The organism is Luteibacter sp. (genome assembly GCF_036499525.1).
Taxonomy (GTDB): Bacteria; Pseudomonadota; Gammaproteobacteria; order Xanthomonadales; family Rhodanobacteraceae; genus Luteibacter.
Genome location: NZ_DASYDO010000030.1, coordinates 13523 through 33350 on the forward strand (window position 1 = coordinate 13523; position 19828 = coordinate 33350).

20 protein-coding genes and 1 tRNA gene are annotated in these 19828 nt (G+C 66.1%); 15 read left to right on the top strand and 6 right to left on the bottom strand.

Features of this window, described 5'->3' with window-relative positions:
- Positions 1–49: 49 nt before the first annotated feature.
- The 5 genes from dusA to VGM71_RS06330 all read left to right on the top strand — a co-directional run bounded on the left by dusA (position 50) and on the right by VGM71_RS06330 (position 4143).
- Positions 50–1030 (top strand): tRNA dihydrouridine(20/20a) synthase DusA, encoded by a 981-nt coding sequence (gene dusA, locus VGM71_RS06310; RefSeq protein ID WP_331543124.1) that lies wholly within the window; start codon positions 50–52, stop codon positions 1028–1030.
- A 30-nt stretch (positions 1031–1060) separates the two neighbouring features.
- A complete protein-coding gene (locus tag VGM71_RS06315) occupies positions 1061–1567 on the top strand; it encodes a GNAT family N-acetyltransferase (RefSeq protein ID WP_331543126.1) in 507 nt (168 codons plus the stop codon).
- A gap of 157 nt (positions 1568–1724) precedes the next feature.
- Positions 1725–2012: a hypothetical protein gene (locus VGM71_RS06320; protein ID WP_331543128.1), complete on the top strand. Its 288-nt coding sequence runs from the start codon at positions 1725–1727 to the stop codon at positions 2010–2012.
- On the top strand, positions 2012–2704 hold the full coding sequence (locus VGM71_RS06325; protein ID WP_167031704.1) for a response regulator transcription factor: 693 nt from the start codon (positions 2012–2014) through the stop codon (positions 2702–2704). The genes VGM71_RS06320 and VGM71_RS06325 overlap by 1 nt, the downstream gene beginning before the upstream one ends.
- Before the next feature lie 53 nt (positions 2705–2757).
- Positions 2758–4143, top strand: coding sequence for an ATP-binding protein (locus VGM71_RS06330; protein WP_331543132.1), 1386 nt, complete (start codon positions 2758–2760; stop codon positions 4141–4143).
- A gap of 8 nt (positions 4144–4151) precedes the next feature.
- Here VGM71_RS06330 and VGM71_RS06335 read toward each other — a convergent pair whose 3' ends face one another.
- Positions 4152–4931 carry a M90 family metallopeptidase gene (locus VGM71_RS06335; RefSeq protein ID WP_331543134.1) on the bottom strand — a complete coding sequence of 260 codons (780 nt, stop codon included), beginning with the start codon at positions 4929–4931 and terminating at the stop codon, positions 4152–4154.
- 19 nt (positions 4932–4950) lie between these two features.
- Positions 4951–5292, bottom strand: coding sequence for a hypothetical protein (locus VGM71_RS06340; protein WP_331543136.1), 342 nt, complete (start codon positions 5290–5292; stop codon positions 4951–4953).
- 200 nt (positions 5293–5492) lie between these two features.
- Here VGM71_RS06340 and VGM71_RS06345 point away from each other — a divergent pair, with 200 nt between their 5' ends.
- The 8 genes from VGM71_RS06345 to VGM71_RS06380 all read left to right on the top strand — a co-directional run bounded on the left by VGM71_RS06345 (position 5493) and on the right by VGM71_RS06380 (position 12794).
- The gene (locus tag VGM71_RS06345; protein WP_331543138.1) at positions 5493–6473 is read left to right on the top strand and encodes a biotin--[acetyl-CoA-carboxylase] ligase; all 981 of its coding nucleotides are present in this window, start codon (positions 5493–5495) and stop codon (positions 6471–6473) included.
- On the top strand, positions 6470–7228 hold the full coding sequence (locus tag VGM71_RS06350) for a type III pantothenate kinase (RefSeq protein ID WP_331543139.1): 759 nt from the start codon (positions 6470–6472) through the stop codon (positions 7226–7228). The genes VGM71_RS06345 and VGM71_RS06350 overlap by 4 nt, the downstream gene beginning before the upstream one ends.
- Before the next feature lie 65 nt (positions 7229–7293).
- Positions 7294–8004 (top strand): SPOR domain-containing protein, encoded by a 711-nt coding sequence (locus VGM71_RS06355; protein ID WP_331543141.1) that lies wholly within the window; start codon positions 7294–7296, stop codon positions 8002–8004.
- A gap of 16 nt (positions 8005–8020) precedes the next feature.
- Positions 8021–8096, top strand: a tRNA-Thr gene (locus VGM71_RS06360).
- A 117-nt stretch (positions 8097–8213) separates the two neighbouring features.
- Positions 8214–9833, top strand: coding sequence for a glucan 1,4-alpha-maltotetraohydrolase domain-containing protein (locus tag VGM71_RS06365; protein WP_331543143.1), 1620 nt, complete (start codon positions 8214–8216; stop codon positions 9831–9833).
- A gap of 184 nt (positions 9834–10017) precedes the next feature.
- Positions 10018–10938: an arginase gene (gene rocF, locus VGM71_RS06370; RefSeq protein WP_331543145.1), complete on the top strand. Its 921-nt coding sequence runs from the start codon at positions 10018–10020 to the stop codon at positions 10936–10938.
- 109 nt (positions 10939–11047) lie between these two features.
- The gene (locus VGM71_RS06375; protein ID WP_331543147.1) at positions 11048–12466 is read left to right on the top strand and encodes a tryptophan--tRNA ligase; all 1419 of its coding nucleotides are present in this window, start codon (positions 11048–11050) and stop codon (positions 12464–12466) included.
- A gap of 1 nt (position 12467) precedes the next feature.
- The gene (locus VGM71_RS06380; RefSeq protein ID WP_331543149.1) at positions 12468–12794 is read left to right on the top strand and encodes a hypothetical protein; all 327 of its coding nucleotides are present in this window, start codon (positions 12468–12470) and stop codon (positions 12792–12794) included.
- Between the two features lie 75 nt (positions 12795–12869).
- Here the strand turns inward: VGM71_RS06380 and VGM71_RS06385 are convergent, their stop codons facing one another.
- The 4 genes from VGM71_RS06385 to pdhA all read right to left on the bottom strand — a co-directional run bounded on the left by VGM71_RS06385 (position 12870) and on the right by pdhA (position 16935).
- On the bottom strand, positions 12870–13334 hold the full coding sequence (locus VGM71_RS06385) for a DUF1456 family protein (protein WP_331543151.1): 465 nt from the start codon (positions 13332–13334) through the stop codon (positions 12870–12872).
- A 129-nt stretch (positions 13335–13463) separates the two neighbouring features.
- Complete coding sequence (locus VGM71_RS06390) at positions 13464–14852, bottom strand: dihydrolipoamide acetyltransferase family protein (RefSeq protein WP_331543153.1); 1389 nt, start codon at positions 14850–14852, stop codon at positions 13464–13466.
- A 13-nt stretch (positions 14853–14865) separates the two neighbouring features.
- On the bottom strand, positions 14866–15846 hold the full coding sequence (locus VGM71_RS06395) for an alpha-ketoacid dehydrogenase subunit beta (protein WP_331543155.1): 981 nt from the start codon (positions 15844–15846) through the stop codon (positions 14866–14868).
- A 12-nt stretch (positions 15847–15858) separates the two neighbouring features.
- Positions 15859–16935 carry a pyruvate dehydrogenase (acetyl-transferring) E1 component subunit alpha gene (gene pdhA, locus VGM71_RS06400; RefSeq protein ID WP_331543157.1) on the bottom strand — a complete coding sequence of 359 codons (1077 nt, stop codon included), beginning with the start codon at positions 16933–16935 and terminating at the stop codon, positions 15859–15861.
- Between the two features lie 226 nt (positions 16936–17161).
- On the opposite strand from pdhA, the gene VGM71_RS06405 reads away from it, so the two are divergent.
- Positions 17162–18010: a tryptophan 2,3-dioxygenase gene (locus VGM71_RS06405; protein WP_331543159.1), complete on the top strand. Its 849-nt coding sequence runs from the start codon at positions 17162–17164 to the stop codon at positions 18008–18010.
- Between the two features lie 178 nt (positions 18011–18188).
- A complete protein-coding gene (locus VGM71_RS06410) occupies positions 18189–19694 on the top strand; it encodes a peptide MFS transporter (RefSeq protein WP_331543161.1) in 1506 nt (501 codons plus the stop codon).
- The last annotated feature ends 134 nt before the right edge of the window (positions 19695–19828 follow it).

Here is a 19828-nt window from a genome sequence, read left to right on the forward strand (position 1 = left end):
CGATACGCATGGGGAACGACGCCTCTCACAAACCAGCTAAAATGCCTCCATGCACCGCCCTGACCTTTCAACCTGGCACGTCACCGTAGCCCCCATGATGGACTGGACGGACCGCCACTGCCGGTACTTCCACCGCCTTCTGTCGCCCCATGCCCGGCTTTATACGGAGATGGTGACGAGCGCCGCCCTCGTGCGCGGAAACCAGCTTCGTCTGCTGGAGCATAGCCATGAGGAACATCCGGTGGCCTTGCAACTAGGTGGCAGCGATCCGGTCGAGCTGGCGAAAGCCGCGGTGCTGGGCGCCAGGGCGGGCTACGACGAGATCAACCTCAATGTCGGTTGTCCTTCGGACCGGGTCCAGTCGGGCAAGTTCGGCGCCTGCCTGATGCGCGAGCCGGATCTCGTGGGCGAGTGCGTCCGTGCCATGGCCGACGTCGTTGATATTCCGGTGACGGTGAAGTGCCGTATCGGCGTCGACGATCAGGACGAGTACGCCGACTTGCAGCGCTTTACCACCACGATGGTCGAAGCGGGCGTGCGCATCCTCGTCGTCCATGCCCGCAAGGCGTGGCTCGAAGGCCTGAGTCCGAAGGAAAACCGTGAGATCCCGCCCCTGGATTACGAGCGGGTCTATCGCCTGAAGCGGGAGTTCCCCGAACTCACGATCGTCATCAACGGCGGTATCACCACGGTCGAAGCGGTGCGCGAGCACCTTGCCCACGTGGACGGCGTGATGCTGGGCCGCGCGGCTTACCACGATCCGTTCGTGCTGGCCCGTGTCGAAGCCGATCTCTACGGCACGCCGTTGCCCGACCGCGCCGATGTCCTGGAGCGGATGCGCATCTATATCGATGCGGAACTGGCTCGTGGCACCCAGCTCAAGCACATCACCCGGCATATCCTCGGGCTTTACCAGGGCGAGCCGGGCGCGCGTGGATTCCGCCGCCAGCTCTCGGAAGGGGCCCATCTTCCGGGGGCGGACTGGCGCTTGATCGAGTCCGCACTTGCCGCCTTTCGTCAGGCCGCGTGATGCTTGCCGGATTCCCTTGAGGCTGTACGCATGATCGTCACCGAACGCCTGATCCTCACGCCCAGCGCGGTCTCCGATTTCGACGACTGCAATGCCATGCGGACCGATCCAAAAGTCATGCAGTTCATCGGAGGCAGCTCGCCGCCGGAAGACACGTGGATCAAGCTGCTGCGCAATGTCGGCCACTGGACGTCCTTCGGCTATGGCCTGTTCACAGTGCGGGAAAAGGATACCGGCCGCTTCGTCGGCGAAGCGGGGCTGGCGCATTTCCATCGCGGGCTGGGTGATCGTTTCGATGCCTTTCCCGAAGGAGCATGGGCGCTCGCAAGCGCGGCGCACGGCAAAGGTTACGGCACCGAAGCCCTGCTGGCCGTGCATGAATGGTTTTTCCAGCAGCGCGAGAAGAGCCGTGCCGTCTGCCTCATCGACCCGGAAAACACGCCGTCGGTTCGCCTGGGCGAGCGTCTCGGCTATCGCCCTTTCGATGAGGCCGACTATCGGGGCAAGACGCTTACGCTATTCGAGCGCATTCGCTGATTTCCCCGATCGACCAGGGTGGCCGGCAGCCCCGCGACACGCCCAACCCCGGCTGGAGGCGGTCACTTTCGCGCCGATCGGGTTTTCGTTCAGCTTCGGGCGGGGCGGGGCTCGGCATGATCGGCCGAACAGTTAGCCCGGTTTCCCCACGCCCTACATGAAAATCACGTTCCGTCCGCTATTTTTCGCCGCGTTCTGCCTTGCGCTGCCCGCCCTTGCCTCGGCTTACCAGTCGATGTCGCTGGAGCAGGCGGTGAGCAAGGTGCAGAAAGACACCGGGGGGAAAGTGTTGTCTGCGGACACGCGGCTCGTCGAGCGCGGCCGGATTACCGAATACCGGGTCAAGGTCCTCACCCTCGACGGCCACGTCAAGGTGGTGCCGATCCGTACCGAAACCGCCAAGCCCCTGGATGCCAACGCCGGGGACAACAAGGAGAAACATTGATGCGAATCCTGCTCGTAGAGGACGAGGCCCCGCTGCGCGAGACCCTCGCCGCGCGCCTGAAGCGAGACGGTTTCGCCGTCGATGCGGCCCAGGACGGTGAAGAAGGCCTGTACCTGGGGCGCGAGGTGCCGTTCGACCTCGCGATCATCGACCTGGGCCTGCCCAAGCTGTCGGGCATGGACCTGGTGAAGGCCCTGCGCGAGCACGGCCAGCGCTACCCCATCCTCATCCTCACCGCCCGCGGCAGCTGGCAGGACAAGGTGGAAGGCCTGAAGTACGGCGCCGACGACTACCTGGTGAAGCCGTTCCACGTGGAAGAACTGCTGGCGCGCATCAACGCGCTGGTGCGCCGCGCCAGCGGCTGGTCGAAACCGGTGCTGGCCTGCGGGCCCATCAAGCTGGACACCACGGCTCAGACCGTCACGGTCGAAGGCCGCCAGGTCGATCTCACCAGCTACGAATACAAGGTGCTGGAATACCTGATGCTGCACGCGGGTGAGCTGGTCTCGAAGGCCGACCTCACCGAGCACATCTACCAGCAGGATTTCGACCGCGATTCGAACGTGCTGGAAGTTTTCATCGGGCGCCTGCGCCGCAAGCTGGATCCGGAAAGCACGCTCAAGCCGATCGAAACCGTGCGTGGCCGTGGCTATCGCTTCGCCATCCCGCGCAACGAAGCGGACGAAGACTGATCTCCGTGGGCGGCGTCGCCATCGGGCGCGCCGCCCCGAGGTAAGCTCGAAGCATGGACAACGCTTCATCGACCCGACGCCGGCCTCTTTCGCTGGCCGCGCGCGCGGCGCTGGCGACCGGCTTCGCGCTGGCAGCGTTCCTGGGCCTGACCGGCCTCGCGCAGAACAAGGCCAACTACGCGTCCGAGCTGTCGGCCATGCACGATCGGCTGCACAACTACGCCATCGCGTACATCACCGGCACCGACATCACGCGCGCCGGCAAGGTCACCACGCCGGACAGCCAGCCCAATCCTGACTTCTCGCGCCCCGGTTCGGGTCTGTACGCGATCATCGTCGGTAACGACGGGTTCCGCTGGGAATCGTCGTCGGCGCTGGGCCGCGACTTCGATTTCGTGCGCATGTTGTCGCCCGGCGAAACCGCCTTCGAGCCGGTGGAGACGCGCAGCGGCAAGCTCTACGTCTTCAGCTACGGCGTGTCGCTCGACAGCACGGAAAGGCGCAGCGTGCCGCTGACCTTCGCGGTGGCGCAGACCGAGGACCAGTTCGAGCGCCAGGTCGCCACGTATCGACGCACGCAGTTCCTGTGGCTGGCGATGCTCGGCGTGATGCTCATGCTGCTGCAGCTGTTCCTGCTTCGCTGGAGCCTGCTGCCGCTACGCCGCGTGTCCAGCGACCTCGCGCACATCGAGCGCGGGACGCGCGATCACCTGGACGGTCCGTATCCGGTGGAACTCACGGTGCTGACCCGGCGCCTCAATGCCTTCATCGACAGCGAGCGCGAACAACGCACGCGTTACCGCGACACGTTGGCCGACCTTGCGCACAGTTTGAAAACACCACTTGCCGTGATCCGCTCGCAGCTGGAAACAGGCGGAGACGCGGGCAATCTTCGTGGCGACATCCTTGATCAGGTGCGGCGGATGGACGAGATCGTGGCGTACCAGCTCTCGCGTGCGGCTACGTCCGGGCGCCGCACCATCGCTTCCGTCGAGCCTATCGCCGGACATGCGGAAGACCTCGTTCAAAGCCTCGAGAAGGTCTATGCGGCGAAGAACGTGCTTTGCGAGTTCGAGATCGAAGACGGCGTGACTTTTCCGGGCGAACAAGGCGATCTGCTCGAACTCATGGGCAATCTCGTCGAGAACGCCTTCAAATGGGCCTCGCATCGCGTGCTGCTCACGGCGCGCTCGGTCGGCAAGATACGTGGCCGCAGTGGCCTTGAACTGGTGGTGGAAGACGACGGCCCAGGCATCGCGGACGAGAAGATCGAGAAGATCCTGCAGCGCGGCGTCCGTGGCGACGAACGCGTGCAAGGCCACGGTATCGGCCTCTCCATCGTGCAGGACATCATCAAGGCCTACCAGGGCGAATTGCACGTCGACCGCTCCGACGAACTGGGTGGTGCACGCTTCAGCGTAAGGCTGCCGCCGCCCTGACGCTGGCGCTACAGCTGGGAGGTGTCTGGCGCCGATGAAGGTCCGTAGAACATATCCAGCAACCTCGCCACTTCCGGCTCCGCTTCACGCAACAGCACGGGCTGGGAAAAGTGCAACTCGCTGGTCACCGCGAAATATTCTTCCGGCGCTTCGGCCGCATAAGGATCGATGGCCGTCCGCCGGCCACGGTTCACGGCATTCGACAACGTGTCGAAGCCACGCTGCATCGTTTCGATCCACTGCCTGCGATGGATCGAGGACGGCAGCGGAGGCACGCCGTTGGCCGGACCGGCGAGCATGTCGAGCTTGTGCGCCATCTCGTGCACGATGACGTTGAAACCATCCCACGGCGCCTCGAGGTCGAGCGCGACGTCTGCCAGTGACAGGACCATGGGGCCTCGTTCCCAGGCCTCGCCGATGAGTGTGTCGTCGCTGTCGGTGACGACACCCGTCGGCGCGTCGTAGTGGCTGCGCCGCACGTTGAATTCGCCCGGGTACACGAGCACGTTGGTCCAGCCCTTGAAGGCCCTGGGACCGTGGGGCAGGGCGGGGAGGCTGGCCTGCATGGCGATGGCCAGGCGCCAGAAATCGTCAAGTGCGGCACCGCCGAGCGCGTGGAATCGCTTCGTATGCAGGAAAGTGGCGGCCAGCTGGCGGAGGTAATGGGCGCGGGGCGCGTCCAGGGCGCAAGCCAGTGGCACACGCGTCAGGGCCTGCCGCCACAGCGCATCGTCGATGGGAGGAACAGGAGCGCGGAAACGCGCGATCAGCGATTGAACGAAACCCACGACGAGCGGCCGGGAAAGGTCAGAGCATCGATCCGGGAAGCAGCGACTGCCAGCTTGGTGCGCTGGAACGCAGGGGCATCGCGTCGTCTTGCGTGCCGTTGTCGATCTCGGCAGGCACGGCCACCGGTGGGGGCGTGTTGCCGCGATGCGAGCCCACGGGACGCGCGGACATGACGTCGCCCCCGGCGTTGTCGTGGGTGCCCTGGGACGACGAGCGTGCGCTGCCTTCGAACGACACCGTCGAGCCTGCTCCGCTCGGGGAGAGCAGACCAGCGACGGACGGGTCGATGTCGGAAGCGGCGGCGGTGCCGGCGGCACCGACGAGGCACAGACATCCGAGGATGTACGGTCTGGCGTTCATCGGTAAACCCTGAGGCCCCTTCGGGACATAAGGGGGACGACCGATCCTCGCAGAAATTTCACGCGCATGCCAGTGCTGGAGGTTGCCGGAAAGCCGCGATCGCCCGGAACGGGCGAAATCCCCGCCGCTGCCCTAGAATTGCCGGATGTCCCGGCTCTTCCCCACCTCGACAGCGGCCGCCTGACGGCCGGACGGTAGCCATGCTCGCACGCGATCTTCTCGAAGCCCTTGCCGGTGGCGATGCCGTGTCCGGTGCGGCCCTAGCCCGTAAGGCCGGGGTCACGCGGGCTGCCGTCTGGAAGCAGATCGAGGCCCTGCGCCTCAAGGGTGTACCCGTGGAGGCGAGGGTCGGTGGCGGCTATCGCCTGCCCTGGACCACGGAATTGCTGGATGGCCAGGCCATCCGCGCAGGTCTTGCGCCGGAGACCCTGGCCAGGGTCGGCATGCTCGAGGTGCACTGGGATATCGACTCCACATCCAGCGAACTGGCGCGGCGCGTGCCGGTCCTCGACGACCTGGCCTTCGTGATGGCCGAGGCGCAGTCGGCCGGGCGTGGGCGACGCGGACGCACCTGGCTGTCGCCCCCGGGGATGAACCTCTACCTGTCGGTACTCAAGCGCTTCGACGGCGGCTTCGCGTCCTTGTCGGGTCTGTCGCTCGCCGTCGGCGTGATGCTGTTGCGCGCGCTGGCCGATCTCGGCATCCGCACCCCGGGACTGAAATGGCCGAACGACGTGCTGGCGGGCAACGCCAAGCTCGCCGGCGTGCTCGTGGAGTTGTCCGGCGAATACTTGGGGCCGTGCGCTGCCGTGATCGGTGTCGGCCTCAATATCCGCCTGCCTGACAGCCTGCACGAGCGCGCGGGCCAGCCCATCACCGACCTGGCTTCGATCATGGGCGGCGATCCACCGGGTCGCAATCGTATCGCGGCGGCGGTGGTGGCCGAGCTTACCGAGGGCCTGCTCGCTTTCGAGCGCCATGGGTTCGCGGCGTTCGCCGAAGAGTACGCGGCGAACGATCTGCTTCGCGGCCAATCCCTGCGCATCATCGACCCGCGCGGCGAGTACGACGCAACGGGTGAGGGCGTGGACGAACGTGGCGCCTTGCGCGTGCGCCGTGCGAACGGCGAGCACGTCACCGTCGACAGCGCCGAAGTCTCCGTGCGCAGGGCGGCGCCATGATCCTGCTTCTGGACCTTGGCAACACACGGCTCAAGTTCGCGTTGCTGGACGGCGACGAATTCATCCGGCGCGGCGCGTTCGGCTGGGACGCGGACATCGCGCATGAACTTTCCGCGCTGTGGGGTAGCTGGCCCATGCCGCAACGGATCGTCGGCGCTTCCGTGGTGGACGATACCCGCGAGACGGCGGTGACCGTCGCTGCGCGGAAGGCATTCGACCTTGAACCGGGCTGGGTGCGCACCCCGGCGCAGGCCTGTGGTGTCACCAATGCCTACGCCGAACCCCATCGCCTCGGCGTCGATCGTTTCCTTGCGATGGTCGATGCGCTCGCCGCCGGCCGTGCGCCTTGCGTGCTCGCCAGCGTGGGTACGGCGCTCACTCTCGACGCGCTGGACGGCCGGGGACATCATCTGGGCGGCTGGATCGCACCGGGCCCCTTGCTCATGCAGCAATCGGTGCTGGGTGCGACGGCGCAGGTTCGTCCGGAACACGCCGGGGCCGTCCGGGACCTGGCCAACAACACCGCCGACGGGCTGGCCTCGGGCTGCTGGCAGGCCTGTGCCGCCCTGGTCGATCGCTTCGTGGAGCGCGCCGCGCCACAGCTTGGCGGCGGCCCGGCACTCACCCTGGGTGGCGGGGACGCCGACACACTGGCGCCGCTGCTCGACCATGACGTGGTCCTCGTGCCGGACGCCGTGCTGCGCGGACTGGCCGTTTGGTCCAGGGCGCATGCTCGAGCGGGCGATATCGCCTAGAATTCGATCGCTGCCGGTTCTTACAGGGGAACGCGAGCAGGCCCACCGGAAGACTCAAGGCCGCCATGCTTTTGCGTTTGCTGTTCGTCCTCTTGATAGCCCTGAACATCGCGGTGGCCGCGTGGTTGCTGCTGGGCGATGCAGGGACGCATGCGATGGATCCCAACGACGGCGGCGTGCCGAAGCTGAAGCTCCTGGCCGAATTGCCGGAACCCCCTGCGACCGTCGCTCCGCCTGCTGCCACGGCGGCGGCAGTACCCGCACCGTCGGCGCGCACGCCGGAGCCGGCGGCCAGCGCGCCGACCAGTCCCCGTCGCAGTTATCGCTGCCTCGCCCTGGGACCCTTCCCTAATCAGGTGGACCTCCGCGCCGCGCGCACCGCCATCGCGCCGCGTACGGTACGCAGCCGACAACGCCAGGAGCAGACCAGCGAGTCGCATGGCTGGCGCGTTTTCCTTCCGGCCCAGGCCACGCGCGAGCAGGCCTTGGCTCAGGCACACCGGCTGGAAGCGAAAGGCATCAAGGATTATTTCGTCGTCACGGCGCCGGGCGAGTTGCAGAACTCGGTGGCGCTTGGCCTCTTCCTCGACCCCGCCAACGCCCGCAAACGTCGTGACCAGGTCGTCGCCGCCGGCTTCCCCGCCCGCATGAGCGAGCGTACCGAGACCACCCCCGTCTGGTGGCTCGACGTCGTCGTTCCCGACGAGGCCAGCGCCGACGTCCGCCGGGGCATCCGCAGCCCCGGTATCACGGCTCGAACCACCGGCTGCTTCTGATAAACTCCCCGCCTTCGCCGGCATAGCTCAGTTGGTAGAGCAACCGCCTTGTAAGCGGTAGGTCCCCAGTTCGAATCCGGGTGCCGGCACCATCACGAAGCAGCCTTCGCTGCCGAAAAAGCACTGCCCGCGCCTACAACGAAGGGCAGATGGCTTGAATCGCGTCCGCGGTAGAAAATCCGTCTCGTACGGACTACCGGGAGGTCGACATGAAGTCGTGGCCGATGTTGTTGTTCGGGGTGTGTTGCCTTGCGAACGGGTCGTTCCTGCACGCCACGGACGAGCCGGGAAAGACGCCGAACGGTATCCGTTACCACGGCGGCGACGAAATCATTCTCCAGGGCTTCCATTGGAATTCGGTGCGCGTGCAGCCGGGGCAGTGGTACACCGTGCTGAAGGACGATGCCGCGCGGATTGCCGCGGATGGTTTTACGTCGGTATGGATGCCGCCGCCCTGGCGCGACACGTCGCACTGGACCAATCAGGCTGCCGGCACCAGCGGTGGCGGCGAAGGGTACTTCTGGCACGATTTCGACAAGAGCGGCGGCTACGGTACCGACGCCCAGTTGCACGCGGCCGTCGACGCGCTGGACGCAGCGGGCGTGAAGCCGATTTACGACATCGTACCGAACCATCATCGTCAGGATGCGCCGGGAGCTCAGCTCACGATACCGAAGGGTGAAGGTCGTCTGCGTAGCGATTGCGCTACCTGTGACGACGGCGACCCGTTCATGGCCGGTGATGCCGACCTGAACCTGGCGAATGCTGCCAACCTCGCCATGTTCCGCGATGAGCTGCGTGTACTGCACGATACTTACGGCGCCGGTGGCTTCCGTTTCGACTTCGTGCGCGGCTATGCGGGCAAGCATGTCGGCGACTGGATGGCAGCCGCCGACGATGCGGGATTATGCGTGGGCGAATACTGGAAAGGGCCCGCGGAGTTTCCGCAAGGCGACTCGCGCCGCACGAAATCCTGGCAGGAACTGCTTAAGGCGTGGTCGGACGAGTCCCACTGCACCGTGTTCGACTTCGCGTTGAAAGAACGCATGCAGAGTGGATCGGTCGCCGACTGGCGCCATGGACTCAACGGCAACCCCGATCCGCGCTGGAGGGAAGTCGCCGTGACGTTCGTCGACAACCACGATACCGGCACCTCGCCGGGACCGAATGGTGGACAACATCACTGGCCGCTGCCGTCGGGACTGCGCCTGAAGGCTTACGCGTACATCCTGACGACGCCAGGCAGCCCGACCGTCTACTGGCCGGACATGTATGGCGATGCCACGACGAGCCTGCACGATTATCTGCGCGACCTCATCCGCCTGCGCCGGAACGCCGGCGTGCATGCGCAGTCGGCGGTGGTTTTCGAAACGAAGTACGGCGGCCTGGTGGCGAACGTGACGGGCGAACGCCAGCGCCTGGTGGTGGCGCTGGATTCGACGTTGCTGGAGCCGCGGGATCTGGTCGACGAACCCTTCGTTCCGGCGCTGGAGGCCGATGGGGGCAAGGTGCGCATCTGGCATGCGGGTATCGTCGACCGGTTGCCGGTGACGTTCCGCTGCGACAACGGAAAGACCATGCCGGGGCAAAGCGTTTACGTGGTTGGTTCGAGCAAGGAACTGGGGCAGTGGGATCCCGCGAAGGCCGTTCTGTTGAAGTCATCCACCTATCCGGCCTGGACCGGCACCATCGATGTCTCGCCTGCCTTCGTCGTGGAGTGGAAGTGCGTCATGCGTAACGAGTCGACGGGCGCGGTCTCCGCGTGGGAGCCCGGCGACAACAACCGCACGGTTCCGGCCGCCGGTGCCGTGGCGACAGGAAGCTTCTGATCCACGCAGCCCGTCCTGTCGCGCTGCAACGTGGCCGTTCCGTGACCGGGTGTAAACTTCGAACATGAGCCGTTTCCGCGTATCGGTTACACGAACGTGAAGCTGCTCGAGGCAGCGCGGACGCCTGGCGCGCCGAGGGGCGTCCGCTCGTGCAAGAACATCCTTCTCCCTGAGTACTCCCGTCATGAGTCCAACCACCCGCTCGGTCGCCCTCATCGGCGTCCCCACCGACATCGGTGCCGGTCACCGCGGCAGCTCCATGGGTCCCGAAGCCCTGCGCGTCGCCCGCCTGGGCGAGCGACTGGCGAAACGCGGCATGCATGTCGTGGATCGCGGCAACCTCACCGGCCCGCTCAACCCCTGGCAGCCGCCGACGGACGGGTACCGTCATCTGGACGCCGCGGTGGCATGGAACACCGCCGTCCACGACGCCATCCATGCCGCTTTGGACGAAGGCCACCTGCCCGTGATGCTTGGCGGCGACCATTCGCTCGCCATCGGTTCGATCTCCGCCGTGGCCCGGCATTGCCGCGACACGGGCAAGAAGCTCCGCGTGCTCTGGCTCGATGCCCACGCGGACTTCAACACGAGCCAGATCACGCCTTCCGGCAACATCCACGGCATGCCGGTGGCCTGCCTGTGCGGCTACGGTCCGGACGCGCTCACGCACATTGGCGGCACGGTACCGGCGACCACGCCGGACGTATTCCGCCAGATAGGCATCCGGTCGGTGGACGAGGGCGAGAAACGCTTCGTGCACGAGGTGGGCCTCGACATCTACGACATGCGCTACATCGACGAGATCGGCATCAAGGCGGCGATGGAAGAGGCACTGGCCGGTGTGGATGAGGCCACCCACCTGCACGTGAGCTTCGACGTGGATTTCCTCGATCCGTCGATTGCGCCTGGCGTGGGCACCACGGTGCGCGGCGGGCCGAACTACCGCGAGGCGCAGCTGTGCATGGAGATGATCGCGGACACGGGCCGCGTCGGCTCGGTAGACATCGTCGAACTGAACCCGGCATTCGACAAGCGGAACCAGACCGCGAAGCTGGCGGTGGAGCTGGTCGAGTCGTTGTTCGGGAAGTCGACCCTGATGCGTTGAGGCGGCATCGGCGCGCCGCGCGGCAACCTGCCACAGGAGAGGGTCGCTCCTGGGCCGCCGCGCGGGCTACACTCAGACGGTTTCCGTCCGTCTGAACATCAGGTTTCCCATGCATACCCGCGTCCTCACCGGCATCACCACCACCGGCACGCCTCATCTGGGCAATTACGTCGGGGCGATCCGGCCGGCCATCCAGGCCAGCCGCGACCCGAACGTCGACGCGTTCTACTTCATGGCTGACTACCACGCCCTGATCAAGAGCGACGACGCCGACCGGGTGGAGGCCTCGCGCCTGAAGATAACGGCCAGCTGGCTTGCCGCGGGCCTGGATCCCGGCAGGGTCACGTTCTATCGCCAGTCGGACATCCCCGAGGTGACCGAACTGATGTGGCTGCTCACCTGCGTCACGTCGAAGGGTCTGCTCAACCGCGCCCATGCCTATAAGGCGGCGGTGGACCGGAACATCGAGAGCCAGGAGGACGCCGATGCCGGCGTCACGGCGGGCCTCTACATGTATCCCGTGTTGATGGCCGCGGACATCCTCGCCTTCAACGCGCACAAGGTGCCCGTAGGGCGCGACCAGATCCAGCACATCGAGATGGCGCGTGATATCGCGCAGCGCTTCAACCATACCTACGGCCGCGAGTTCTTCGTGATGCCCGAGGCGCTCATCGAGGAGCAGGTCGCGACGCTGCCGGGTCTCGACGGCCGCAAGATGTCCAAGAGTTACGACAACACCATTCCCTTGTTCGAAGGCGGGGCGAAGGGCATGCGCGAGGCGATCATGAAGATCGTCACCGATTCGCGCGCGCCGGGCGAACCGAAGGACACCGAGGACTCCGCGCTGTTCACCATCTACAAGGCGTTTGCGTCGCCGGCCGAAACCGCCGCGTTCGCCGGGGCACTGCATGGCGGCCTTGGCTGGGGCGAAGCCAAGCAGGTGCTGTTCGAGCGCGTCGACTCCGAGGTGGCGCCGATGCGCGAGCGGTACGAGGCGCTGATGGCAAGCCCCGGCCAGATGGAAGACATCCTTCTTGTCGGTGCCGCGAAGGCGCGGGCCATCGCGGGTCCACTGGTGGAAACGCTGCGCGAGGCGGTCGGCCTGCGCAGCGCACGGCATACGCCCAAGGTCAGTGACGAATCCGTCCCCGCGCCGGTCGCCGCGAAGGCGAAGCCGCCGCGTTTTGCCAGCTTCCGCGACGCCGATGGCAGCTTCCGCTTCCGGCTGTTCGGCGCGGATGGCGAAGAACTGCTCCTGTCGGTGCCGTTCGCCGATCCGAAGGCCGCGGGCGCGCTACGTCAGACGCTGTCGACCATGGGCGGCGTGCACGCGTCCATCGAATCGCACGGCGATCGCCTCGCGCTGATGGTGGACGGCCAGGCCGTTGCCCAGGGCGAGTCGCACCCGGACGAAGCGGCCCGCGACGCATCCCTGGTCCGGCTGCGCGCCGCGCTCGATGCGCTGGCCTTCGCCACGGCCGAGGAAGCCGCGGCGAAGTCTGCCAATAACGCTGCCCAGAAGGCCTGACATGCGCTACCTCGCGATCATGCTTCTGGCGCCCTGGCTGCTCGTGCTGGGGTGGGCTTACTGGGCGTACCCGAAGTCGCTGCTGAAGAATGCCGCACGCCGTGGATTCGACGTGCTGGCCTTGCTCGCGGCGACTGTAGCGGCCTTCCAGGCGGCGCTGCTGGCTTTCGACGCGGTCAAACTGCCGGCGGCCGATCAGTTCGGGCCGAAGAGCGGGGCCATCTGGCAGCAGGTGGTGCCTGCCCTCTACGGCTACGGGGCTTTCGTTGCGGTGCTGGTGGTGGCACTGATCGCCCGGCAATTCGTGTGGAAAAAACGCCCACGGTAGGATCGCGCGCCGCGCGTTTATACCCGCGTCGGGTACGACATGTTTTGAGGCCGTCGCCCGAAGCTTGCGCGCGCCTCAGGAACCGCGCAGGCGCTGCGTGAGTCCCTTGAGGAAGTTACGCAGGAACTGGTCGCCGCAGAGGCGGAAGTTGCTGTGTTTCGGCTGCCGGAAGAGGGCGTTGATTTCGCCGCGGGACACGCGGAATCCTGCCTCGGTCATGATCGCGAGGATGTCGTCTTCCTTCAGTTCGAAGGCGACGCGCAGCTTCTTCAGCACCACGTTGTTGTTGACCCGGGTTTCCGCGGGGCGGGCAGGCTGGCTTTCGTCGCGGCCACGGCGATGGACGATGAGTCCGTTGAGAAAGTGCGCCATGGCGGCGTCGGGCATCTCGGCGAAGCCCGGCTCGTCTTCCTTGCGGAGCCACGGTTCCACTTCTTCACGCGTGGCGGGGAAACCGGCGAGCTTCATGATCTCGACGACGTGGACGTCGCCGAGGTCGAGCATGTAGCGGATGCTGCGGAGGGTGTCGTTGTTGAGCATGGGGGGAAGGATACCGCGACCCTGCCTGTTTGGCCTCAACGGCGTCGCGCGCAGGGCGCGCTCCTACAACGCGGTGTTGTAGGAGCGCGCCCTGCGCGCGAACGAGGGCACGGCGGCGTAAGCCGCGACTTACTGGGGCAAGCCCAGGTCGTCGATCATCGCCTTCAGGAAGCGCGCGGCTTCACCGCCGGTGGCGGCGCGGTGGTCGAAGGTGAGTGACAGCGGCATGCGGCGGTGCACTTCGATGCCACCCATCACGGCCACGACGTCGTGGCTGAGCTTGCCGGCGCCGATGATGGCTACCGTCGGCGGCACGACCACCGGAGTGGCGTAGCGGCCGGCGAACATGCCGAAGTTCGACAGGCTGATGGTGTAGCCGGCAAGCTCCGACGCCGGAATGCTGCGATCTTCGACCGAGCTGCGCAGGCGCTTGATGGCGGCACGGATGCCCGCGCCGTCGAGCACATCGGCATTGCGCAAGGCCGGCACGAACAGGCCGTCCTCGGTATCCACGGCGATACCGATGTCCACGTGCGGATGCAGTGTGCGGCTGAGGTTCTTGCCGTCGAACCAGGCGTTGAGCGCCGGTACCGTCTTGCAGGCCACCACGATGGCGCGGATGAGGCGAGCCGTGATGTCCTGCTTGCCGATCCAGGCGTGCAGATCGGCGTCGTCGACCAGGGTGGTCGGGACGACGTTGGCGTGCGCGTCGGCCATCACACGGGCCATGTTGCGACGAACGCCCTTCAGCTGCTCCGGCTGGCCCATCGCTTCCTTGCCCGGAGGCCCGGTGCGGACAGCCTTGCCGGCCTGCGACACGGCGGTGCGCTGCGGTGCCGGACCCGGCTCGGGCAGGGTCGGGGCGAGGTGCTGCGCCGACGCGGGACGGGCCGGGGCGGCGCCGGGCGTGGCGCTGCCGTTGGCGGCGGCATTCTTCACATCGGTCATGGTGATCACGCCACCGGCGCCCGTGGGCTGCACACGGGCGAGGTCGACCTTGAACTTCTTGGCGGCGGCACGTACGGCCGGCACGGCCTTCACGCCGCCGGCGCTGCTGACCTGCTCGGTGTGCACGGCGTTGCCGCTGACCATGGCGCCGACGACAGTGCCTTCGTCTTCGCGATGGGCCGGTGCGGGACCGTCCGAATCGATCTCGCCGCCGTCGTCGGAGGCGATGACCTTGCTGGCATCGTCCGGCGCCTGGCTGCCCACGCCCCTCTTCGGGCCATGATGGTGGCCGGTGGATTCGGCTTCAGCGCGCTGGCGCGCATTCGGATCGATCTCGAAATCGGCCAGGGCGGCACCGGTTTCGATGATGTCGCCGGTGGCGCCGTGCAGCTTTTTCACGGTGCCGGAGTAGGGCGACGGGACGTCGACGACGGCCTTGGCGGTTTCCATCGACACCAGCGGGGCATCGAGCTTGATGGTGTCGCCTTCCTTGACGTGCCACTCGACGACGGTCGCGTCGGGAAGGCCTTCGCCGAGGTCCGGCAGGTAAAAGGTCTTGATGTCGGCCATTTCTATCGGTTCCTCAGGAGGCGGCGAGCGTGCGCTCGGCGGCTTCGACGATGCGTTCGACGCTGGGCAGGTATTTCATTTCCAGGCGGAACAGCGGGATATGCGTATCGAAACCGGTGACGCGTTCCACCGGCGCGAGGAGGCTGTAGAGGCATTCCTCAGACAGGCGGGCGGCGATCTCGGCACCGAACCCGGCGGTTTTCGGGGCTTCGTGAACGATGACGCAGCGGCCGGTCTTGGTTACCGACTCGGCGATGGTGTCGAAGTCGAGCGGCGTGAGCGTGGCCACGTCGATCACCTCGGCGCTGATGCCCTTCTGGGCCAGTTCGTCGGCGGCCTCGAGGCATTCCTTCACCTGCGCACCCCAGGTCACGAGGGTGACATCGGTGCCGTCGCGCAGCACGAAGCAGACATCAAGCGGCAAGGCCTCGCCGTCGTCCGGCACCTCTTCCTTGTACTGGCGGTAGATGCGCTTGGGCTCGAAGAAGATCACCGGATCCGGATCGCGGATGGCGGCCAGCAGCAAGCCGTACGCACGCGCCGGCGAGGATGGCATCACCACGCGCAGGCCGGGAATGTTCGTGAACAGGTGTTCGTTCGCCTCGGAGTGGTGCTCCGGCGCGCGGATGCCACCGCCCCACGGGGCGCGCCATACGGCCGGCACGGTCATGCGTCCGCGAGTGCGGTTGCGCATGCGCGCGGCGTGGCAGGCGATGTGCTCCATCATCGCGTAGATGAAGCCTTCGAACTGCGCCTCGGCCACCGGGCGCATGCCTTGGGCGGCCAGGCCGACGGTGATGCCGGCGATGGTGGCTTCGTCCAGCGGCGTGTCGATCACGCGCTCTTCGCCGAACTGTTCCTGCAGGCCCTGGGTGGCGCGGAACACGCCGCCGTTGACGCCGACGTCTTCGCCCAGCACGACAACGCGGTCGTCGTTGCGCATTTCGTACGCCAGCGCCTGGGTCACCGCTTCGATGAGAGTGATTTGTGCCATGGGAAGGGATCCTTACTTGCGATCGAGGGAAGCGGCGAGTTCACGCTGCTTTTCGAGGTCGGCGGGGAGTTCGGCGTACAGGTAGTCGAACATGGCCGTGGCCGGCTGCGCCTTCGACTCGAGGTACGCGTTCACCTCGTTGTCCATCCAGTCGTCGCATTCGGCCTTCCAGGCCTCTTCCTTCGCGTCGTCCCACTTGCCCTTGCCTTCGAGCCACTTGCGCAGGCGCGGCACGGGGTCGCGGTCCCAGGCGTCCTTCACTTCCCGCTCGCCGCGATAGCGGCGGGCGTCGTCGGCGGTGGTGTGGTCGCCGAGGCGGTAGGTGACCGCTTCGATCACGCTGCCGCCCTGCCCGGAGCGGGCGCGCTCGAGCGCGTCCTCCATGGCCTTGCGCACGGCGATGATGTCGTTGCCGTCCACCTGGATGCAGTGCAGGCCGGCGGCGATGCCCTTCTGGGCCAGCGTGCCGGAACCGCTCTGGATGCGGCGCGGCACCGAGATGGCCCACTGGTTGTTCACGATCACGGCCACCAGCGGCAACTGCTGCGCGCCCGCGACGTTGATGGCGCCGTAGAAGTCGCCCTTTGAAGAGCCGCCATCGCCCACCGTGCAAACCGCGACGCGCGGTTCCTTGCGGATCTTGAACGCCAGGGCGGAGCCGGCGGCGTGCAGGCACTGCGTGCCGATGGGCACGCACCAGGCGAAGTCGTGCGCGGGTGCGTCGGCGAAGTCGTTGCCGCGCTCGTCGCCACCCCAGTAGGTGTAGACCTCGCGCGGCTTCACGCCGCGGTACAGCTGTGCGCCGTACTCGCGATAGGACACGGCCAGCGAGTCCTCGCGGCGCATGGCGCTGCCGATGCCCACGTGGGCGGCCTCGTGGCCCAGGCAGGAGGCATAGGTGCCCAGCTTGCCGGTACGCTGCAGCGCGATCGACTTGGCGTCGAATACGCGGGTGGACACCATGAGCTTGTAGAGCTCGACCATATGGTCGAGGTCCTTGGCGAATTCGGGGAGTTCCTTACCGGTTTCCTTGCCGTCCTGGTCAAGGTATTGCAGGTATTCAATTTCGAACTTGGCGGCGATGGACACGACTCGCTCCCGGGGATGGTTAGAAACGACACGCACGAGTGGGGAAGCGGCCGTGCCCATCCAGCGGGGCACGACACGGCTTTTGGGTTCTTGCGAGCCGGACTAGATATCAGGGGTATTATCACCCGGCAAGGCACGGCGCAGCATGACAAAACCTTTCGAAACCCCTTATATGGCTTTGCAGCGCGGGTTCGGAGCCCTGTCAACCCCCCATCGCGAATTTTCCATGACCCCTCCACAGCGCGACCTCGAACCCGGCATCAGCACCGATCTCGACGGGCGCCTCACCTACGGGGAGTACCTGAAGCTCGACCAGGTGCTCACTGCGCAGCAGCCGCGCAGCGAGCCGGCGCACCACGACGAGATGCTCTTCATTATCCAGCACCAGACCTCGGAGCTCTGGTTGAAACTGATGATCCACGAGCTGGAGGCCGCGCTGGCCCGCCTGCGCGCCGACGACGTGGGCGGCACGCAGAAGATCCTGGCGCGCATCAAGCAGGTGCAGCGCCAGCTCTACGAGCAGTGGGGCGTGCTGGAGACACTGACGCCGGCCGAGTACCTCGAATTCCGCGACGTCCTTGGGCCTTCTTCGGGGTTCCAGTCCCTGCAGTACCGGATCGTGGAGTTCCTGCTCGGCAACAAGCACGCCGACATGCTGCGTGTGTTCGAACACGACCCGGCCGCGCACGAACGCCTGCGCAAGGTCTTCGAGGCGCCGGGCCTTTACGACGAATTCCTGCGCTACCTCGCGCGCCGGGGCCATCCGGTGCCGGTGGAACTGCTCGAGCGCGACGTCACCCAGCCCTGGCGTAGCCAGCCCGCGCTGCTTCCCCTGTTCAAGCGGATCTACGAGGACACCGCCCAATACTGGTCCGAATACCACCTCAGCGAAGAACTGGTGGATATCGAGGAGTCATTCCAGCTCTGGCGCTTCCGCCACATGAAGACGGTGGAGCGCATCATCGGCTTCCGCAAAGGCACCGGCGGATCCTCTGGCGTGGCCTTCCTGCGCAAGGCGCTGGAGCAGACCTTCTTCCCCGAGTTGATCGAAGTGCGCACTATCCTCGGAACGTAGGAGCGCGCCCTGCGCGCGACAGCTTTTCGGCCCAGTCCCCAAGCTGGCGCGCCAGCTCCGGGTCATGGCTTCAAAACATGTCGCGCGCAGGGCGCGCTCCTACGGAGTCTTCCGTAAGATTTGACGCGTAGAGCCGGTCCAGTTAAACACCTCGGACGAACCGCTCACAAGGGAAGCCATGACACCGACCGCCTCAGCCGCCGCCAGGCCTGTGCCCGAGTACCCGCAGACCCTCGGTCACCCGCGTCCGCTGTGGATGCTGTTCATGACCGAATTCTGGGAGCGCTTCGCCTTTTACGGCATGCGCTGGGCCCTCACGCTTTACATCGTCGCGGAGTTCTTCAACGGCGATCAGTCGGGACAAGGCTATGCCAGTCGCACCTACGGCGCATACCTCGCCCTGGTCTATGCGTCGGCCATCTTCGGCGGTTGGGTAGCGGATCGCATCCTGGGCTACCAGCGCTCGATCCTGCTCGGTGCCGCGGTCATGGGCAGCGGCCTGTTCATGGTGATGCTCCCCAACCAGCAGCTATTCCTTGCCGGCCTGGCCACGGTCATCGTCGGCAACGGCCTGTTCAAGCCAAACATTTCGTCGCTTGTGGGCCAGATCTACCCCGTGGGCGACGAGCGTCGCGACCGCGGCTTCACCATCTTCTACATGGGCATCAACCTGGGCGGATTCCTCGCGCCACTGGTCACCGGCTGGCTTGCCTCGGTGATTACCGACACGCCGCTGCAGCAAAACTACAAGGTGGTGTTCGCGGCGACCGGCGTCGGCATGATCATCTGCTTCGTCTGGTTCCTGTGCGGCAAGAAGCAGCTGCAGGGCGTGGGCGTGCCGCCCCCCGAACGTCATGAGGGCAAGAACCTGCTGGCGGTGATCGCCGGCGTCCTCGTCGCCATTCCGCTGGTGTACCTCCTGATGGCCAAGGCCGGAGCGATCTTCATCGCGTGGCTGCTGGGCGCGCTGTTCATCGGCGTGGCGGTGATGCTGGTGATCGAAGCCGTGCGGCATGACCGTATCCAGATCCACCGCGTGATCGCGATGCTGGTCCTTTTTACCTTCAACGTGCTGTTCTGGATGTTCTTCGAGCAAGCCGGCAGCTCGTTCAACTTCCTGGCGCAGAACATCGTGGATCGCCAGATGTTCGGCTGGGAATTCCCTACCGGCTGGTTCCAGTCGGTGAATTCGGCGGCGATCCTGGTTTTCGCGCCCATTGTGGCGCTGGCCTGGGGCTGGTCGGCACGCCACCGCAAGGAACCCTCCATCCCGCGCAAGTTCGGCCTGGGCCTCATCTTCAACGCATTCGGCTTCCTGGTGCTGATGTATGCGCTGAAAAGCCTCGTGGACGGCCAAGGGCTCATCCCGTTCTGGCCGCTGGCAGCCTGCTATGTGCTGCAGACGATTGGCGAGCTTTGCCTGTCGCCGATCGGCCTGTCGATGGTGACCAAGCTGGCGCCCATCCGCGTCGTAGGCCTGGCGATGGGCGGCTGGTTTCTCTCCACGGCCATCGGCAACAACCTTTCCGGCCTGCTCGCCGGTCACATCAGCGGCGAAACCGGCATGACCGTGAATTCGGCGCTTTCCGGCTTCAGCTTCAGCTTCGAGCTGCTGGTGGGCGCAGGCATCGTCCTGTTCCTGATTGCCCCGCTCATCAACCGGCTGATGCACGGGGTCAAATGAACGCGGCGCGTTGGTCTGGCACCCGGTGTAGGAGCGCGCCCTGCGCGCGACAGCTTTTCGGCCCAGTCCCCAAGCTGGCGCCAGCTCCGGGTCATGGCTTCAAAACATGTCGCGCGCAGGGCGCGCTCCTACGG

Bases quoted from the DNA above. Each gene is read 5' to 3' on its own strand.
- VGM71_RS06325 (WP_167031704.1), top strand. From the start codon at position 2,012: ATGCGAATCCTGCTCGTAGAGGACGAGGCCCCGCTGCGCGAGACCCTC.
- VGM71_RS06340 (WP_331543136.1), bottom strand. From the start codon at position 5,292: ATGAACGCCAGACCGTACATCCTCGGATGTCTGTGCCTCGTCGGTGCC.
- VGM71_RS06355 (WP_331543141.1), top strand. From the start codon at position 7,294: ATGCTTTTGCGTTTGCTGTTCGTCCTCTTGATAGCCCTGAACATCGCG.
- VGM71_RS06320 (WP_331543128.1), top strand. From the start codon at position 1,725: ATGAAAATCACGTTCCGTCCGCTATTTTTCGCCGCGTTCTGCCTTGCG.
- VGM71_RS06380 (WP_331543149.1), top strand. From the start codon at position 12,468: ATGCGCTACCTCGCGATCATGCTTCTGGCGCCCTGGCTGCTCGTGCTG.
- VGM71_RS06365 (WP_331543143.1), top strand. From the start codon at position 8,214: ATGAAGTCGTGGCCGATGTTGTTGTTCGGGGTGTGTTGCCTTGCGAAC.
- VGM71_RS06345 (WP_331543138.1), top strand. From the start codon at position 5,493: ATGCTCGCACGCGATCTTCTCGAAGCCCTTGCCGGTGGCGATGCCGTG.
- VGM71_RS06385 (WP_331543151.1), bottom strand. From the start codon at position 13,334: ATGCTCAACAACGACACCCTCCGCAGCATCCGCTACATGCTCGACCTC.
- VGM71_RS06390 (WP_331543153.1), bottom strand. From the start codon at position 14,852: ATGGCCGACATCAAGACCTTTTACCTGCCGGACCTCGGCGAAGGCCTT.
- VGM71_RS06410 (WP_331543161.1), top strand. From the start codon at position 18,189: ATGACACCGACCGCCTCAGCCGCCGCCAGGCCTGTGCCCGAGTACCCG.
- dusA (WP_331543124.1), top strand. From the start codon at position 50: ATGCACCGCCCTGACCTTTCAACCTGGCACGTCACCGTAGCCCCCATG.
- VGM71_RS06405 (WP_331543159.1), top strand. From the start codon at position 17,162: ATGACCCCTCCACAGCGCGACCTCGAACCCGGCATCAGCACCGATCTC.
- VGM71_RS06330 (WP_331543132.1), top strand. From the start codon at position 2,758: ATGGACAACGCTTCATCGACCCGACGCCGGCCTCTTTCGCTGGCCGCG.
- VGM71_RS06315 (WP_331543126.1), top strand. From the start codon at position 1,061: ATGATCGTCACCGAACGCCTGATCCTCACGCCCAGCGCGGTCTCCGAT.
- VGM71_RS06350 (WP_331543139.1), top strand. From the start codon at position 6,470: ATGATCCTGCTTCTGGACCTTGGCAACACACGGCTCAAGTTCGCGTTG.
- VGM71_RS06395 (WP_331543155.1), bottom strand. From the start codon at position 15,846: ATGGCACAAATCACTCTCATCGAAGCGGTGACCCAGGCGCTGGCGTAC.
- VGM71_RS06375 (WP_331543147.1), top strand. From the start codon at position 11,048: ATGCATACCCGCGTCCTCACCGGCATCACCACCACCGGCACGCCTCAT.
- rocF (WP_331543145.1), top strand. From the start codon at position 10,018: ATGAGTCCAACCACCCGCTCGGTCGCCCTCATCGGCGTCCCCACCGAC.